Raw genomic sequence first — 16,844 nt, forward strand, 5'->3', positions numbered from 1 at the left:
ATATTATATAAAAAAAATAATAAACATATCACATAGTTTATTATTTTATTTTTCTTCTTCGTCGATTATTTTTATATTTTTTAATTGATTTTCAAAATTAGATCTAAATATTTTTAAATATTCTTTTCGTAGTTTGTCTCTATCTTCTTTTTCAGTTTGTGTTAGTTCTCTTTCTTTTGCTATTTTTGCATAGTTGTTTATTTTTTTAATTAATTCTTCCATTTTAAAATCCTTTAAATTAATGGTTTAAGTTTTTTTACTATAACACCAAATTCTGTTTTTGGTACTGTAATTGATAATTTCATTCCAGGATAAGCTTTAAAATTGATTCAACCCAAACCCGAAATATTAATATCAACATTTTCATTTTTATCAAAATAGAATTCATTTTTTTTGAATCCTAATGATATATCTTTTAGTCTTGGTGTAAGTGATTGTCTATGTTTTTTAAAGTAGCTCATCGCATTTAAAGATTTTGTTCTGTGTAAAGGCATTCTTTTATTAACATAGAAGTGAAAACTAGTTTTAACAACTTTGTTTTTATCATTTAATATTTCACCTTCTTCAAAACTAAATCAAGCCAACCCTCCATAAAATATAGTTTGACCTTTTAATAATTGGAATGTAACTTGCTTTATTTCTTTTTGAAAGAAAAAATAATCTCAAAAACTTGGAGCTGTAGCTATTGCGATATGATTATGTTTAATTAGCCCAGGAGTATCATAAATATAATTATCTTTAGTAAAGTTTATTTTAATCTTATCTAAAGTTGTGTTTACATATTTTGAAGTTACTATAGAAGGTATTTGTTGATTTAAACGTAAACAAGAATTTATTAAACTAGATTTACCAGCATTTGATATACCTATAATATATTGATCATAATTAACACTTCTCAATTCAAGAATTAAGTTGAATACATATTCTTCTTTAATTGATGACATAAGCATAATTTTAGAGTTTTTAAGAACCGAATTACTAAAATAATCTTTTAAGTATTCTAAAACTTTTTTGTTTTTAATTGATTTTGGTAGTAAATCTACTTTGTTTGCAAGAATTATTACTTCTTTACTTGAGATTAATTTTTCTAATCATTCTAATCTGCTACCAGGTAAATCAAAAATATCTACAACATAGTAGTATCTAATTTTTTCTTTTTCTTTGTTTATATTATCTAAAATATCAATAAAGTCTTTATCGTTTATTTCTTGTTCTACAAGCCTATTATAATTTTTAATTTTAAAACATCTTAGGCAATAATCTTGTTTTTCGATATCAATAACATACCCAGGAGTTTTCTCATCAGTTGTTTGCATTTCTTTTCCACAACCTACGCATTTTTTTGGACCTTCTCCATAATAATTTGTAGTATTACCAATACCTGGTTCAACTTCTTTTAAAGATACTTTACTTACTTGTTTTACTTTACCTTTATTCATATCTTCTGTATTAATATGTGAAGAGTTTAGTATTTTATTTTCCAGTTCTTCAACTTTTTTTTCAATATCTAAAAAACCATCTTTTTTTTCTTCGTTATCATCATTAAAGAATTTCATAATTACCCCCAATGTCCCCCTCATCATAGAAACCTTCATGTAGAATGTTTTTTTGAGCTAACTTTTTAAACAATTTATCCTCTATATAGTGAACAAATTTGTTACTCTTAACATCTCTACTTATAGGTGAAATTAATATACTTTTAATATGAGATCTATTTGCCACTAATATATCTGTGACTAATTGGTCACCTATTAGTATCATTTCTTCTTCTTTATAATCAAATAATCTTTTAATTATTTTCATTTTACCAAGAAGTGGTTTTTTACAATCCCAAAAATAGTTTTCAATCCCAGCTTTTTTTGCAAAATTTTCAACTCTACTTCTAATATTGTTTGAAAAAAGAACAAATTCCATATTATGATAATAAACATTTTTTACAAAGTTTATAACCTCATTGTTTGGTATTCTTTGATTTCAACCTATCAAAGTATTATCCATATCACATAATATTAATTTAATACCACTATTTTTTAATGAATTAAGATTAATTTTTTTGTAACTTTCTAAATAAATTGACGGTTTAAAATAGTTTAATAATAAAGATTTACTTTTAAAATTCTGCATATTTCACCTTTTAGTATATTATATTACAAAATTAGTATATTAATTTTTTAAAATTGTAATCCTAATTAATTAATCTATTTATTTTCATTAGTTAATTTTTTCTCTTTTCTTTCAACATTAAATCACCAAACAAATATTCCTATGCTTGTAAAAATAACAAACCCTCCAAAAATAAATAAGAAATCTATTAATGCTTTAACTCAATTATCATTTCATGACCTAATACTTGGAATTACACCGAAAAAGAATGCGATTGATATTAATATTAAGGTTATTACAGAAATAATAATTGGGAATACTTTGTTTTTAAAAAATACCGTATCTCTTTCTTCATCTTCGTATTTTAGTCTTAATCTAATATATGCAACAAAGTAAAAACACATTTGAACAATCGCTAAACTTGTTGCAGATTGTATAATTCTAGTTAAAAATTCACTAGAACCAACACCAGGATTACCGGTTGTTGTTGTACCAACAATTAATAATATTATTGCAACGATTATAGCTTGAACCAATAGTGCGTTAACAGGTGTTCCATTTTTATCAGTTTTTGATAAATATTTACCCATTACATTTTCTGGCACTTCAGAGAAAAACACTTTGGCCGGGGCTGAAGTTCAAAAGAAAAGTGAACCAATACCATTTAATGCAGTTATTAAACCTACAATATGAATAATTGTTTTTCCTTCTATTGAATTTATATCAATTCCTAAAATTGAAGGAAAAACATAGTAATAAGAATTTGAAATACCTCACTCTTTAATTTGTGATTGGTTTATTGTAAAACTAAGCAAAATTGTTCCTAAAAACATAAAAATTACAACAATAATTATTCCTAAAAGTGTTGCATTTTTAAATGTCTTTGAACCACCTTTAGTATCTTTTATAAAAACACTCATAGTTTCTATTCCGTTATATGAAAATATTAATCATGGAAAAGCACCTATGAAAGATCATCAATCACCATCAAATCCGTTCTCGCTATCAGAAACTGAATCTAACGAATTTGAAGATAAACCATTTATAATACCTTTTGTTGGTAGAGTGTATAACAATGCTATAAGTATAAAAGATAATCCTAAAATAAGACTAGCAATACCTCCAATATTAGTAACTTTACCTAATCATTTCGGTCCTTTTTTTGATACATAAGTTCCGGTTCAAAATAAAAGAATTGAAAATAAAGTTAATGTTATTGCCCCAACTCTAGTTGAGTTGTCTTCTGATAGTTTATTATTATCGCTTAATATTTTTGCAATATCATCAAAACCGTTAGCTCCATAAAAGAAAAAACTTAAAGCTATAACAGTGAACGGAGCTATTGTTGCAAAAAAGAATAAATTGCCAAAATAACTTGATCAACTGGCCAAAAAACCCGCTTTTTTTCCTAGAGTAAATACACAAAAACTACCTAACCCTGATTCTTGTTCTTTAAGTTTTTTTATACTACCAAATTCTGCTGTAATCATAACCAAGGGTATAGCATATACTGCACCACCAACTAAAAATAAAATTGCAGCTAATATACCAAATTGATTTTGATTGTTAATTATATTTCTAAAACCAAAAATGGTTGAAAAACTCATTAAAAAAATTGAAACTTTTGTTAAAGTTTTAATCCTCGATGACATAATAAATGAACCTCTATTCTATTTTTTAAAATTATAATAAAAGCACCAAAAACACTTAATAATAAAAGTGTTTTTTAGTGCTTTATCTTTCGTTTTAAAAATAATATATGCATTAGGCTCCTTTAATTTGTAAATAATTATATCACATTATTTTTTTACTTTTTAATATATTTATTTTTATCATAAAAATTATATGTAAATTCAAAAATAAAATCAAAAAATATTAGTATTTTTAAAACATCATTATAACAATGATCAATAACTTTTTTTATTGTATTATTCATTCTTTTATAAGATTCAAAGCTAATTTTTTTATCAAGTGGATAAGAAAAAAATGTATAAGCTTCACAACACATTGAATATATGTCATGTTTTTCTGTTTTAAAAATATTATCAACAATTTGATCGAATCAACCAAAAAATTTTTTCATACTTGTTAATGAAATCATTTCATCATTTTGTTTTCCGGAAGGTAAGTTATTTTTATTTCAAAATTCTTCCCCATTGGATTTTGTATTTGAGAATGAAAAACAATTTTGTAATATGTCATATACATCAAAAAAATTTACATTAGTTTCATTTTTTTCTTTGTTTAAAAAAGTCATTTTCAAAGGTCTTTTTGAAAATAATTTTTTATAGTTATTAACTCATATATTAATAATTTTAATATCATTACTTGCTCCAGCGCAAACTATTGTTTTAATATCTTTATTTCTACACATATTAAGAAATGAAACAACCATTTTTTCATATTGACTATAAAAATTATATGATTTATCATTAAAGTTTCTTTTTATGCTAATTGATTTTATTGCTTTTTTGTTATCTCTTGAAGAAATTTCCTTTAAAGATTTTGCAAAAGAATATTGAACAACATAAACTAAATCTTTGTTTTTATCGTCATATAGTTTTTTATCATAATCACTATTATCGTGTGAGTTATTAAAAAATTCTGTATCTAAAATTATAATAGGAAATTCTAATTTCTCTATAAAGCTTTTAGCAATATTTTTATCAAATCTGAAATTTTGATGCTCGTTAACTAAAAAATAGCCTTCATCAATAACTTGAATTGAATTTAGTTTCATGCCTTTTACCTACTTTTAAATAATATCATATATTTTTTAATAAAATAATGTAATATAATGTAATATAAAAATATAGGTAAAACTTTAATGGAAAAAATAATTAATTTAAAAGAATTTGTAAATAATATATCTGTTCAATGGTTTGTTAATTTTTTTATGAAAAAAATTAATTTGATTAAGAATAATTTTTTAGATGAAAATAATGGTGAGACAATTGGTTTTAAACCAAACATAAATGTTGCTAATTTTTATTTAACCACAATAAAAGAAGAACTTGATAATATAAAAGATTATAATACTATGCAAAAATTTTTAAAAAAACATAATTTTTACAAACTTAAAAATGATGATTTAAAAATGTTTAGCGATCAAGCGTCAAGTGAAATAATGGAAACATTAGATAAAGACGGAAAAAATTTAGAAGAAAAATTAACTGAACTTATTATTAAAATGCAAATTAATAATATTTCAAAAAATTTAAGTAATTCAATATCAATATTTAAAATTTTACTAAAAAAATTAGGTGAAGAAACATTAATAAATGAAATAGACTTTGATGATGTCACTTATCTTATTAATAACAGCTACAATGAAAGTTTAGAAAGATTTAAAAATTGATCTTTACAAAATTCTAAACAAAGTATAAATTATCAAGAAGAATTAAAAATACTAGATTCAGATGTTGATTTTGATAAAAAAAGAGAAGCTAGCGAAATAATCGAACACTATTTTAATTCTATTATTTCAAATGATATTGATGATAATGAGATTAATGATTTTTCAAGTGTTACAGACATTAATAAATCTAAAATAGTTGTATTTAATAAAGGGATAATGTCATGCGAAGAACTTTGTTCAAAAATAAATTTGATAAGTTATTTATTTAAAAATGAAAATAATTTGTTTAAGAGATAATTTTATATAAAAATTCATCAAATTTCATATAACTACCAGTTTTATCTATAACATAAGTAAAATATTCTTTTTTTAAAACAAGATTATTGATTACTTTTTCTTTAGAAATAATTTCATCGATAAAACTATCGAAATTATCTTGTTTAATATTACCTTTGATAAAGAAATTGCAACTTTCATCTAGGTTTTCGGTATTTTCAAATATTTCTATACCAAAACTTGTAGAAGTCATTATTTTATTTATAAAATATGTTGTTTCTAATTTACTATATAATTCATCATTTTCTAATGTGAGTAAAATCTTACCTACAGTTTTCCAACCTTTTTTAAGAGTTATTGCGACATCACTGTTTACAGTTAATTCAAGATTTTCATTAACCATTATTTGATTTAAAAAAATATTCTCAATATAAAAAGTTAATCCTGTAAAATCATAAACATTACCATTATATTTAGGATTGTATATTTCAATTAAACTTGCAAAAAATTCTGATACTTTTTCTTCGTTGCTAAGTTCTATAATGCTTTTATCAATTTTATAAGTTGAAATATTATTATTAAAACCAATATGTTCTCATGAATTGTTTATTAATTCTATATACCTAACATCATAAGGCTTTATGTTATTTTCTATTTCAAAAAATTTTTGTAAAATAGAAGTTTTTGCATTTGCATGCTTTGAAGGAAAAGTTTCAATTTGATCACAAGAAATAACTGACAGTGATGTACTTGTAACTATATTTATTGATAATAAAAATATAAGTAATTTTTTCATACTATAAATTATTTTCCCCTTCATTTTCCTCTTTATGATGATTTTTTAATACATTTATTTTTATGTTATTAATTAATTTATTATCTAAATAAAATGGATCAAACATTTTGGTTGATCATATTTTTTTCCTTGTTCAGTTTCAAGAATTCGGATTTTCATTTTCTTTAATATAACTACTTTTAATTTGCTCTTGTTCTTTGCAGTTTTCTGAGCTACATTCTATATATAATTCATCTTTTTTATTGGTAAAATTTAAAATTTCAATTGCATTAAAAAATTGCCCTACTTTCTCTGAAATTTCTGTAATCATTTTATTTTGATCTAGTATTTTATCTTCATATTCAATAGAAATATTTAAATAATTTAGTTCATCAATTTCTTTTAAATCATTTTTTTCTTCTTCTCCTGATTCCTCATTTTTTAAAATTTCAAATTTATATTTTAATAATTCTTTTTCTTCTTCATCATCATTTTTATTGTTAATATTTTCATTTTTTGTTAAATAATATTTTGGTAATAATTTATCAATAATTTTTGTTTCTAAATTATTATTTTTAATACTATAAACAAATTTGTCTTCCAACACTTTTACTTCGTCACTTATTTTAATATAGTTTGTAATTTTTAAATCAATATATTTTTTTATATTTTCATTTCTTTCGTAAACTAAATTTGTATTAAAAAAATCCACTTTAAAATCTAAATTTTCAAAATCATAGAATAAATCATCATTCATTAAAGGGTTGATATTAAAAAAATACGCAATATAGTCAAATCCAATTTGCACTTCTTGTATTTTGTCTTGTTTAAATGATAATTTTGGTGAAGAATAAGCTTCATTAGAAATCGCTGTTCCTTTATAATCGTTGTTATTACAATTAAAATTATCACAATCTAAAACTATTCTGTTTTTATCAAGTTTATACTGTTCTTTATCTTTGTTATCTTTTTTATTTTCTTTTAAATTGGGAAGGATTGAAAAATACTCTTTGTCATTATTAATAAAAACATTTGAAAAAGCTACCATATTATTAGCCTTTTCAAAATCTGGGTTAATGTTTGTTGTTCCACATGAAATTGTTGATATTGGCAAAAAAGAGATTCAAAAAGAAAGTATTAATTTTAATGTTTTTTTCATATAAAATTACCTACTTATTTTTTTTCTAATTCGTCTTCTCAAAAGTTTATTGCTAAAACGTTTTTAACGTATCTAATTGAAATTTCTAACCCTTTTATAGGAACTTGAAAATAACCGTTAGTAAATTTTGCGGCAATATGAATTAAACACAAAGGAACCATTTCGGGTTCAGATTTTATAAATTTAATTGGATCCATATCTTTAAATTCATCGAAACCAAAATGTTCATACATATCTTTTTGGAATGATTTTATTCCATTATCCATTCAATTATTTATTAAATATTCAACTATAGAATTATGAAATGAAATTCTATCATTAATATGAGAATATGCAAAATCCATTGCTCAACTTGAGAATTTTTTTACAGCTTCTTCTGGTGTTCTTACAATTAAAACCCCTCTGAACCTTTTATTATCATCACCAATAGCGGATATTGATATAAATGATGTTCCTTCTAAAAATGAGATTTTCCCTAAATTAGATTTTTTAATATTATAAACTTTCTCGCTCATATCTTTCACCCCATACTATGAAAATATTATACACTTTTGAATTTATTAATTAAACCCCTTATAAGTCTATATTCTCTATATATTCTATTCCTTTTTTTGTAATACATCTTCCTTTTGGTGTTTTTGTAATTAAATTATTTTTATATAAAGTTGGTTCAATAATTGAAGTTATTAATTGTTGAGGCATTGAAAGTAATTGTGATATATTTTCAATGCCTAATACCCCATATTTTTTAAGTAATTTTAAATAATTTATTTCATTTACAGTAATACCATACTTGTAGATTTCTAATTTTTTTAAAATATCAAATATATCCTGATTTGATAAACTTAAATAATTTTTATACGTAATATAATCATATACCCTTTTTAATAAGTTTATTGCTATTCTAGGATTATTTTTACAATACTTTGATAATAAAATTATATTATCATTAGATAAATTTATATCTAGTTTTTTGCAATTTATTTTTAGTATTTCTTGTATTTCAGAGTAATTATAATCTTTGAAATTTAAATTAATGGGAAACCTGTTTATAAAAGGTATTGCTAATTTATTTATTTCTGTTGTTGCAACAATTAAAGTAAATTTTGCTATTTTAACATTTATTATTTTTGAGTTATATTCTTTACCAATTATTATATTTAATCTATTATCTTCAAGTACAGGATATAATACTTCAAATACTTCTTTTGAACATGCGTGGACTTCATCAATAAATAATAATTCACCATCTTTTAAAGATGTTAGTGGCGAAATTATATCGCTTGGTTTTTGCAAACTTGTCCCATTTAATATATATATTTTTTTATTTATTGTTTTTGCAATTATTAAAGCTAAACTTGTTTTGCCTAGCCCACTATTTCCATAAAAAATAATGTGATCTAGTTGAGAATTTCTTTTTTTAGCGGATTCTATAAATATTTTTAGGTTATCTATTATATTTCTTTGACCTATAAATTCTTTAAAATTTAATGGTCTAAAAAGATTATTATTTTCCATTTATATTTATTAAAGCCTTTCTAATAATTTCTTCTTCGCTAAGTTTAAAATCTATATTTTTAATAGCTTTATATATATCATTAAATTTATAGCCTAATTTATAGAGTGAATTAATTATTTCTAAATGTTTTTTTGTGTTGTTAATATCTATAACCTCTTTTCTTATTGAGTCAACTATAGATTTAACAATTTTTGTAGATATTTTTGTTTTTTGAGATATAAACTCAATTTCATAATCTATACTAGATTTAATGATTTCATCATAATCCATGTTTAAAATTATTTTCTCCAAAGTTTTAAAACCAACGTTATTTATACTTATTAAAGTTTTTGCTAAATTTCATATTTTATAAGAGTCTAAAAATAAAAATTTAATAAAATAATCATTTTTATAATATAAATATCAAAACTTTACTTCTTGGTTTGTTTTATATTTATTCACTGAAATTAATTTACCAACAAATCCAAATTTATTTGACTCAAGAATAACTTCATTATTTATAATTTTGATAATTTTGCCAATAAAATACATAAAAAAAACACCCCTATAAATATTCGGTGTTTTTTAAGATTATTTTATCAATTCGTATAAAACCAATGCTTTTCCAGTGTATCTATCGCCGGTTCCCTCTAAGTTTGCTGCCTCAGAAGTTCATTCGCTTTCTGTAATATTAATTTCATCTAGTGAAATGTCTATTTTTTTCTCTTCCCACTCTTGTTTGTGAAGTTCTAATAATTTATTGTATATTGTTTCTTTTGATGGCCTTTCAACATTTGTACTAGAAGGATCTTTTTCAAGTTTACCTAAATTAAACTCAGTAATTATGTCACCGATATTCTTTTTTACTTCTGGTTCTTTTTCTCCACAAGATATAATTGTTGAAGTTGGTACTACTATAATTGAAAGTGATGATAAGATAGTTAAAACTTTTTTCATATTACTCCTTTTATTTATATTTATTATATATAAAGTATTTGATTATAATAAATTAATTTCTAAAAATTTCAAATAAAAACATCTTTAATGAACATCTAAAATAAAATTTACAGTAAAAAAGTACTTTTATTGTTAAAATTTTATTGAAAGGTGTTCTTTTTATATGGCAAAACAATAAACAAAAAACAAAAAACTAAATATAATTAATGAATCAAAATAAATGGGAATTTTAAATGCGGCACTAAAGTTTGATATTAGTACTAGCACAATTAAAAGATGAAAATCAGAGGTAAAAGTTAAAGGTGAAGGCGCTCTTGAATGAGGTAGTGGAACACAGGCAAAAGGAAATATTAAAAAATTTAAATACCATGATTGAATTTTTAAAGAACCTGATGATATGAGCGTTGAAGAATTAAGAGAGGCTTTGAAACTGGAACAAGCTTTAAAAAAGCATTTGGCGAAGACGACTAAGGAAAAGTACTTCGCCATTTTTAATGTTAAAAGAATGTTTTCTTTGAAATTATTTTGTTTATATTTAAAAGTTTCAAGGTATGGATATTTAAAATAACTTAAAAACGGAAAACCAAAGTATAAAAATTATAATAGAATTTTAGCAATTAAGATAAGATGCCTTTTTTACTTGTTTAAAAAAAGATTTGGTTATAATATGATAACTTTATTTTTAAACAAATACTTTAAAGAAAGATTAAACCCTTGAGTTGTTTATAGATATATGAAAATAATGAGTTTAAAAGCAGTGAAGAAAAAGAAAGTTCCAAACTATGATAAATCAGGTCCATTAAGATTTGAAAATTTACTGAATAGAAACTTTAATTCTAAAAATATAAATGAAAAATGAGTAACAGATGTAACTTATATAAAAACTATTAATGGAAATGTTTATCTATCTGTTATAAAAGATTTGTTTAATTCTGAAATTGTTGATTGAAAGTTATCGGTTAGTCCTAATAATAAATTATGTCATACAAATTTAATAAGTGCTATTAAAAAAGAGGTGCTCCAAAAATAATTCATTCAGATCAGGAGGCACCATACACAAATTAAACTTGAGAAAGATTATGTAAAAATAATAATATAAATATTTCTATGTCAAGAAGAGGGAACTCCCCAGATAATGGTGCATGTGAGTCTTTTTTTGGAACTTTTAAAAATGAATGTATATATACATATAAAGTAAAAGAACTACATTACTCAAATATTTATAAAATTATCTCAGACTATATAGAGTTTTATAATTACGTTAGACCTTGTCTAAAGCATAAAAAAACTCCATACGAAATTCGTATGGAAAAAGTATCTTTTTAATGTCAATTTTAATTGACAATTTCATAAAAGGTGTTTTTATTAATTATTAAGATAAGAATGTTGGTATAGTATGTTTCATTAATTTAATAATGTGTCATATTTCAGATTCGTATTTTTTAGTACCATTAATAACTGAAAGTAATGGTTGTTCACCAATTTTTGCAGGTAATTGTAAAGTATCTGCAAAGTATTTATCAATACCTCTAATTAGTGCTCCACCCCCACAAATAGTGATACCATTTCTGAAGATATCTCCAGCTAATTCTGGTGGTGTATCTTCAAGAACTTGAACAGTTAAATCAATAATTCTTGAAACAGGTACTTTTAAAACTTCGCGAATTTCTTCTGGTGTTATTTCAATTTCTCTTGGTAAACCAGAGACAACATCACGTCCATAAACTTTCATTCTTCTTTCATCTGCATATCTACTTAATGATCCAATATTAATTTTAATTGATTCTGAAGTTTTAGCACCAATTTCTAATCCATATTGAGAACGAATAAATTTTTGACATTCTTCATTTAAATAATTTCCTGCTACTTTAAGTGATTTTGAAAGAACAATATCTCCTGATGCTAATACTGCAACATCAGTTGTTCCACCACCTGTGTCTATTATTAAGTTTCCTGTTGGAGCATATATATTAACTCCACCACCCAAAGCAGCCATTTTAACTTCTTCTTCAATGAAAACTTGATTAGCCCCTAAATTAATTGCAATTTTTTTTAATGCAGACTTTTCTAGTTCAGTGATAACTGATGGACATGCTAATAACATAACTGAATTTTTTAGTAATTTATTTATTCTTAATCTTGTGAAAATTCATTTTAATTGAGCTTCTGTTGCTCTAATATCGGTAATAACTCCATCAACCATTGGTTTGATAACTCTAATATTTTTGTTACCTTTTCCAATCATTTTATAAGCTTCTTTACCCACGGCAATTATTCTATTTTCTTTAATTTTATAAGCAACTATAGATGGTTCGTTGTAAACCACACCTTGCCCAGAAATATATACCAAAGTGTTTGCTGTTCCTAAATCCATAGAAATAAAATTTGGTTTATTTGATGTTGTTTTTAACATATTATTATTACTCCTTAAAAGTTGATTTTAAGCTATTAAATATTAGTTGTTTTGTTAATAAATAATAACCCACATATAATATAATATAAAAACAAAAAATAGTAAATTGAAACGTAATATTTTGAAATTAATTTTACAAAAAAAAATTAATTTTAATAATTTTTTCTAAATTATATATTAAAATTAATACCATCTTTTATTAAATTAAGTAATTTATGACCTACTGCCCCATCTCTTACATTTTTTATAATTTCTTTTGCAAGTTTTTTTAGTTCAGGAATTGCATTTTCTACTGCGTATGAGTTTTTAAAATCTTCAAACATGCATATGTCATTTACATTATCACCAAATACATATAAATTATCTTCGTCAACTTGCAAGTAATTTAATAAATTTCTTAAACCATAACTTTTGCAAACATTTTTTTTATACACTTCTATTTTTGCCCCGTCTGGGTAATTGAATTGAACACTTTGTAAGTCAAGTTTTTTAATTAATTCATTTGCAATTTTGATTTTTTTATCATTGTCACAATCTAAAACAATATTTACAAATTCATTATCGTTATTTATACTTTCTTCAATCATTTCTTTCAAACTATCATAAACATATATTACTTTATTATTTTCTTGATTCAAAAGAATTGATTCTGATTTATTCAAAACAAATTGACTATATCAAGCATCGTTTTTGACTATATGAGCTCTAAAATCATTATGAAGAACAAAACCAATTCCAGTTTCATAAAATCTTTTCATAATTTCATAAATTTCATCTTTTTCAAAGTGATTTTTTGAAATGTATTTTTTTGTTATTGGATCAATTACAGATGAACCATTAGAGCATACGATAGGAAGTTTTATATTTAATTTTTCAACTAAAAAGTCAACTATAAAATAGTTTCTTCCAGTAACTAATGTTAATGCATTATTACTTTTTTTTTGAAATTCTAAAATTGTTTTTTGATTTTCTTCCGATACTTCATCTCATTTGTAAAGAATTGTACCATCAATGTCGGTTGCAGCTATTATATTATTTTTAACCATGAATTTAATGCTCCTTATAAAATTTTATTTTTTTCAAAATAATATTCAAAAATTTCATAAATATTTTTTAAACTGTTTTTATCTAAAGAAGAGATTGAAATAAATTTATCAGCTGAGTCTAAAGTTAATGTTTCTTTAATTATTTTTTCATTTTTTTTGATGTCATTTTTTTTGCACTTATCTTTTTTTGTGGCAACAATTAAGACGTTTGTTTTATGATATTTAAAAAAGTTATACATTTCTACATCTTCATTTGTAGGTTTGTGTCTTAAATCCACGAGTTGACATACAAAAATAAGATTTTTTCTATCAGTTAAGTACTCTTCCATCATTTTTGCAAAACTTACTTTTATTTCATTGCTTACTCTTGCGAAACCATATCCCGGAGCATCAACAATTCTAAATTGACCATTATTAATATCAAAAAAATTTAAAAGTCTAGTTTTACCAGGTGTAGATGATGTTTTTGCTAATTTTTTGTTGTTTGTTAGTGAATTAATAAAAGTTGATTTTCCAACATTACTTCTACCTATAAAACAAACTTCATTAATATCATCATTAATTCATCCTTCTTTATTGGCAGCAGATTTAACAAATTTAGCATTTTTGATAATGTACTTATCCATATTAATATTTTAAAATCTTTTTATATGGTTTTACTGATTTTCTAAATTCTTTTCTAAGTTTTTTGAAGTCAAATTCTTCTTTTGGTGTAAGTAAAATTACATCATAATAATACCTATTAAGTTTCTCAACATGATTTTTTTGTTTTTCTATTTTCATTTCAAGAATTGGATTTTTCTTTGAAGTTGTATCAAAGTAATTCACTAATGATTCTAAAACCCTTTCTTCCATTTGAAGATAACTGAAAAAATCTTCTCTTTTGATTTTACTTAAGTTTAATTTAGAGAATGTTTTTTTCTCTTCTTTTGTTAAAAAATATTCAATCATTTTTAATCTCCTTATAATATATATTATATAAAATTTAGAATTTTTTTTAAACCCCTATAAACTATAAGTTAGTATTATTTCTTAATATAATAAAAAAATATTGGATATCCAATATTTTTTTTGTTTTAAAAGAACGTTACAGGTTTATGTTGATGAAGTTCTTTTAATTTAATTCATATTTCAGATTCATACTTCTTAGTACCGTTAATAACCGCTAATAATGGTTGTTCACCAATTTTTGCAGGTAATTGTAAAGTATCTGCAAAGTATTTATCAATACCTCTAATTAGTGCTCCACCCCCACAAATAGTAATACCATTTCTAAAGATATCTCCGGCTAATTCTGGTGGAGTTTCTTCAAGTACTTGAACAGTTAAATCGATAATTCTTGAAACTGGTACTTTTAATACTTCACGAACTTCTTCAGGAGTTATTTCAACTTCCCTTGGAAGTCCTGAAACAATATCACGTCCATAAACTTTCATTCTTCTTTCATCAACATATTTTGCTAATGATCCAATATTCATTTTTATAGATTCAGCAGTTTTAGAACCAATTTCTAGTCCATATTGTGAACGTAGAAATTTAAGACATTCATCATTTAAATAATTTCCTGCAACTCTAATTGATTTTGAAAGAACTATATCCCCTGATGCAATTGCAGCAATATCAGTAGTTCCCCCACCCATATCTATTATTAAGTTTCCTGTTGGAGCATATATATTAACTCCTCCACCTAAAGCAGCCATTTTAACTTCTTCTTCAACAAAAACCTCAATTGCTCCTACTGATTTTGCTATTCTAATCAAAGCTTGTTTTTCAAGTTCTGTTACTACTGATGGACATGCTAATAACATTATTGAGTTTTTTAAAAAATTTTCAAGTCTTAATCTCTTAAAAATATATTTTAATTGAGCTTCGGTAGCTCTAATATCTGTAATAACTCCATCAACCATTGGTTTGATAACTCTAATATTTTTGTTACCTTTTCCAATCATCTTGTAAGCTTCTTTTCCGATTGCTATTATTCTATTTTCTTTTATTTTATATGCAATAATAGAAGGTTCATTATAAACTACTCCTTGACCAGAAATATAAACTAATGTATTTGATGTTCCAAGATCAATTGATACAAAGTTTTGTTTTCGCGCTGTGCTTTTTACCACGATTTTTCTCCTTTATTTTTAATTATCAATTATGTTAATAAAATATAAAAAAAGGTTTAATTAAATTTTATTACCATAACTATTATAAATAAAAAAATGGTTTTATAACACTATATGTAGATTTTTTTAAAATATAAAAATCTTTTTACATAAAAAACCTAGCTTTGCTAGGTCTAAAACATTAGGAATTTTATTGATAAGAAATGCTAATATATTGAATATTAAAAATATTTATAGAAAAATGCATTTAAATTTACAACGTCCTTCCATTTACATTATAGTATTAAAGTTAATAATATAAATTTTATAATGCAAAATAAATTTCATTTTCACTAGTTTATGCATAATTTATCAAGAGAGACTTTATTTTTGTTTAATTCAAGTAATTTATAATATATAACTCTTAAATAATAAAGTTTTGAAAAATAACATTCATCAAGCGTTTTATTTACTGATTCATTCATTGGTAGTTTTAATACATGATCTTTATTTTTAATAATTGGATTAATTTCATCGTTTGTTATTGTTATTACATTAATGTTTTTTTCGTTTATTTTTTTTGCAATATTATTAATTTCTTTATTTTCAAATGAATAAGATATTAAAATTGCAATATCTTTATCTGAAATAATTTCAGTAAAAGAGTTTTGACAAGTTAAATCATTTGTATAAAATGTTTTTAAGTTTAATCTAATTACTCAATTAATAAATAAATGAATTAAAAATGAGTCATCCCCAACTCCAAAAATAAAAATATTTTTTGCATCATTAATTAATTTAACTATTTCCTCTATTTTATGTTTTGAAATACAAGCTGACCCACTAATTGAGTTAATGATGTTTTCAGTCATTAGACATTGCACTTCTTCATATGGAGCTTCATTTTGTAATTCCACCATTTTTTTATGTGTTTGTATTGTTCAATATAAACTTTTATAACCTGATAGACCTAGTTTTTTGCAAAATCTAGTGATTGTGGATGCACTAGTATTTGTAAGTTTTGATACATCAAAAATTGTGTAACTATCTAAATCTTCAAAGTTATTAACTATAAATTCTGCTATTATTTTAAAACTAATATTGTCTGAGTGTTTTGCTATTTGATTTATTTGATTTAAGATATTTTTTATCATTTTTTATTT

At 23.3% G+C, this 16,844-nt stretch carries 21 protein-coding genes; 4 read left to right on the forward strand and 17 right to left on the reverse strand.

The window, feature by feature from the left end; genetic code table 4:
- Nucleotides 1–45: 45 nt before the first annotated feature.
- The 5 genes from SLITO_RS02650 to SLITO_RS02670 form a co-directional block, all read right to left on the reverse strand.
- Entirely contained in the window at nucleotides 46–222 is a 177-nt protein-coding gene (locus tag SLITO_RS02650) for a DUF896 domain-containing protein (RefSeq protein ID WP_075058238.1), read from the reverse strand.
- A gap of 11 nt (nucleotides 223–233) precedes the next feature.
- The gene (gene yqeH, locus SLITO_RS02655) at nucleotides 234–1,556 is read right to left on the reverse strand and encodes a ribosome biogenesis GTPase YqeH (RefSeq protein ID WP_158500623.1); all 1,323 of its coding nucleotides are present in this window, start codon (nucleotides 1,554–1,556) and stop codon (nucleotides 234–236) included.
- A complete protein-coding gene (locus SLITO_RS02660) occupies nucleotides 1,543–2,124 on the reverse strand; it encodes a YqeG family HAD IIIA-type phosphatase (protein ID WP_075058239.1) in 582 nt (193 codons plus the stop codon). The genes yqeH and SLITO_RS02660 overlap by 14 nt, the downstream gene beginning before the upstream one ends.
- A 74-nt stretch (nucleotides 2,125–2,198) precedes the next feature.
- A complete protein-coding gene (locus SLITO_RS02665; protein ID WP_075058240.1) occupies nucleotides 2,199–3,755 on the reverse strand; it encodes an APC family permease in 1,557 nt (518 codons plus the stop codon).
- Nucleotides 3,756–3,910: 155 nt separating this feature from the next.
- A complete protein-coding gene (locus tag SLITO_RS02670) occupies nucleotides 3,911–4,843 on the reverse strand; it encodes a hypothetical protein (RefSeq protein WP_075058241.1) in 933 nt (310 codons plus the stop codon).
- Nucleotides 4,844–4,930: 87 nt separating this feature from the next.
- Between SLITO_RS02670 and SLITO_RS02675 the strand changes: the two genes are divergently transcribed.
- Nucleotides 4,931–5,758 (forward strand): hypothetical protein, encoded by an 828-nt coding sequence (locus tag SLITO_RS02675; RefSeq protein WP_075058242.1) that lies wholly within the window; start codon nucleotides 4,931–4,933, stop codon nucleotides 5,756–5,758.
- Here SLITO_RS02675 and SLITO_RS02680 read toward each other — a convergent pair.
- From SLITO_RS02680 to SLITO_RS02705, 6 genes are read right to left on the reverse strand one after another with little or no spacing between them, the layout of a single operon-like run.
- Complete coding sequence (locus SLITO_RS02680; protein ID WP_144416400.1) at nucleotides 5,748–6,533, reverse strand: hypothetical protein; 786 nt, start codon at nucleotides 6,531–6,533, stop codon at nucleotides 5,748–5,750. The two genes, SLITO_RS02675 and SLITO_RS02680, sit on opposite strands and share 11 nt — an antisense overlap.
- A 1-nt stretch (nucleotide 6,534) precedes the next feature.
- A complete protein-coding gene (locus SLITO_RS02685) occupies nucleotides 6,535–7,671 on the reverse strand; it encodes a hypothetical protein (protein WP_075058244.1) in 1,137 nt (378 codons plus the stop codon).
- Nucleotides 7,672–7,685: 14 nt separating this feature from the next.
- Nucleotides 7,686–8,186, reverse strand: a complete 501-nt coding sequence (locus SLITO_RS02690; protein ID WP_075058245.1) for a hypothetical protein — start codon at nucleotides 8,184–8,186, stop codon at nucleotides 7,686–7,688.
- Nucleotides 8,187–8,244: 58 nt separating this feature from the next.
- Nucleotides 8,245–9,189, reverse strand: a complete 945-nt coding sequence (gene ruvB / locus SLITO_RS02695) for a Holliday junction branch migration DNA helicase RuvB (protein WP_075058246.1) — start codon at nucleotides 9,187–9,189, stop codon at nucleotides 8,245–8,247.
- A complete protein-coding gene (locus SLITO_RS02700) occupies nucleotides 9,179–9,721 on the reverse strand; it encodes a RuvA C-terminal domain-containing protein (protein WP_075058247.1) in 543 nt (180 codons plus the stop codon). Before SLITO_RS02700 ends, ruvB begins: the two co-directional genes overlap by 11 nt.
- Nucleotides 9,722–9,760: 39 nt before the next feature.
- A complete protein-coding gene (locus SLITO_RS02705) occupies nucleotides 9,761–10,126 on the reverse strand; it encodes a hypothetical protein (RefSeq protein WP_075058248.1) in 366 nt (121 codons plus the stop codon).
- A gap of 220 nt (nucleotides 10,127–10,346) precedes the next feature.
- On the opposite strand from SLITO_RS02705, the gene SLITO_RS02710 reads away from it, so the two are divergent.
- From SLITO_RS02710 to SLITO_RS02720, 3 genes are all read left to right on the forward strand, one after another.
- Nucleotides 10,347–10,694 carry a hypothetical protein gene (locus SLITO_RS02710; RefSeq protein WP_075058249.1) on the forward strand — a complete coding sequence of 116 codons (348 nt, stop codon included), beginning with the start codon at nucleotides 10,347–10,349 and terminating at the stop codon, nucleotides 10,692–10,694.
- A 99-nt stretch (nucleotides 10,695–10,793) separates the two neighbouring features.
- Entirely contained in the window at nucleotides 10,794–11,156 is a 363-nt protein-coding gene (locus tag SLITO_RS02715; RefSeq protein WP_144416401.1) for a DDE-type integrase/transposase/recombinase, read from the forward strand.
- Between the two features lie 71 nt (nucleotides 11,157–11,227).
- On the forward strand, nucleotides 11,228–11,452 hold the full coding sequence (locus SLITO_RS02720; RefSeq protein ID WP_268794777.1) for an integrase core domain-containing protein: 225 nt from the start codon (nucleotides 11,228–11,230) through the stop codon (nucleotides 11,450–11,452).
- A gap of 46 nt (nucleotides 11,453–11,498) precedes the next feature.
- Here the strand turns inward: SLITO_RS02720 and mreB (SLITO_RS02725) are convergent, their stop codons facing one another.
- The 6 genes from mreB (SLITO_RS02725) to SLITO_RS02750 all read right to left on the reverse strand — a co-directional run bounded on the left by mreB (SLITO_RS02725) (nucleotide 11,499) and on the right by SLITO_RS02750 (nucleotide 16,835).
- Nucleotides 11,499–12,539, reverse strand: a complete 1,041-nt coding sequence (gene mreB, locus SLITO_RS02725; protein WP_075058252.1) for a rod shape-determining protein — start codon at nucleotides 12,537–12,539, stop codon at nucleotides 11,499–11,501.
- A 170-nt stretch (nucleotides 12,540–12,709) separates the two neighbouring features.
- Entirely contained in the window at nucleotides 12,710–13,585 is an 876-nt protein-coding gene (locus SLITO_RS02730) for an HAD-IIB family hydrolase (RefSeq protein WP_075058253.1), read from the reverse strand.
- A gap of 14 nt (nucleotides 13,586–13,599) precedes the next feature.
- On the reverse strand, nucleotides 13,600–14,199 hold the full coding sequence (gene yihA / locus SLITO_RS02735) for a ribosome biogenesis GTP-binding protein YihA/YsxC (RefSeq protein ID WP_144416428.1): 600 nt from the start codon (nucleotides 14,197–14,199) through the stop codon (nucleotides 13,600–13,602).
- Between the two features lie 13 nt (nucleotides 14,200–14,212).
- Nucleotides 14,213–14,536 (reverse strand): hypothetical protein, encoded by a 324-nt coding sequence (locus SLITO_RS02740; protein ID WP_075058255.1) that lies wholly within the window; start codon nucleotides 14,534–14,536, stop codon nucleotides 14,213–14,215.
- Between the two features lie 125 nt (nucleotides 14,537–14,661).
- Nucleotides 14,662–15,702: a rod shape-determining protein gene (mreB, locus tag SLITO_RS02745; RefSeq protein WP_407696200.1), complete on the reverse strand. Its 1,041-nt coding sequence runs from the start codon at nucleotides 15,700–15,702 to the stop codon at nucleotides 14,662–14,664.
- A 332-nt stretch (nucleotides 15,703–16,034) separates the two neighbouring features.
- Nucleotides 16,035–16,835, reverse strand: coding sequence for a MurR/RpiR family transcriptional regulator (locus SLITO_RS02750; protein WP_075058257.1), 801 nt, complete (start codon nucleotides 16,833–16,835; stop codon nucleotides 16,035–16,037).
- Between the last annotated feature and the right edge of the window lie 9 nt (nucleotides 16,836–16,844).

Origin of the sequence: Spiroplasma litorale (assembly GCF_001267155.1) — a bacterium.
In the GTDB taxonomy this organism is placed as follows: Bacteria; Bacillota_I; Bacilli_A; order Mycoplasmatales; family Mycoplasmataceae; genus Spiroplasma_A; species Spiroplasma_A litorale.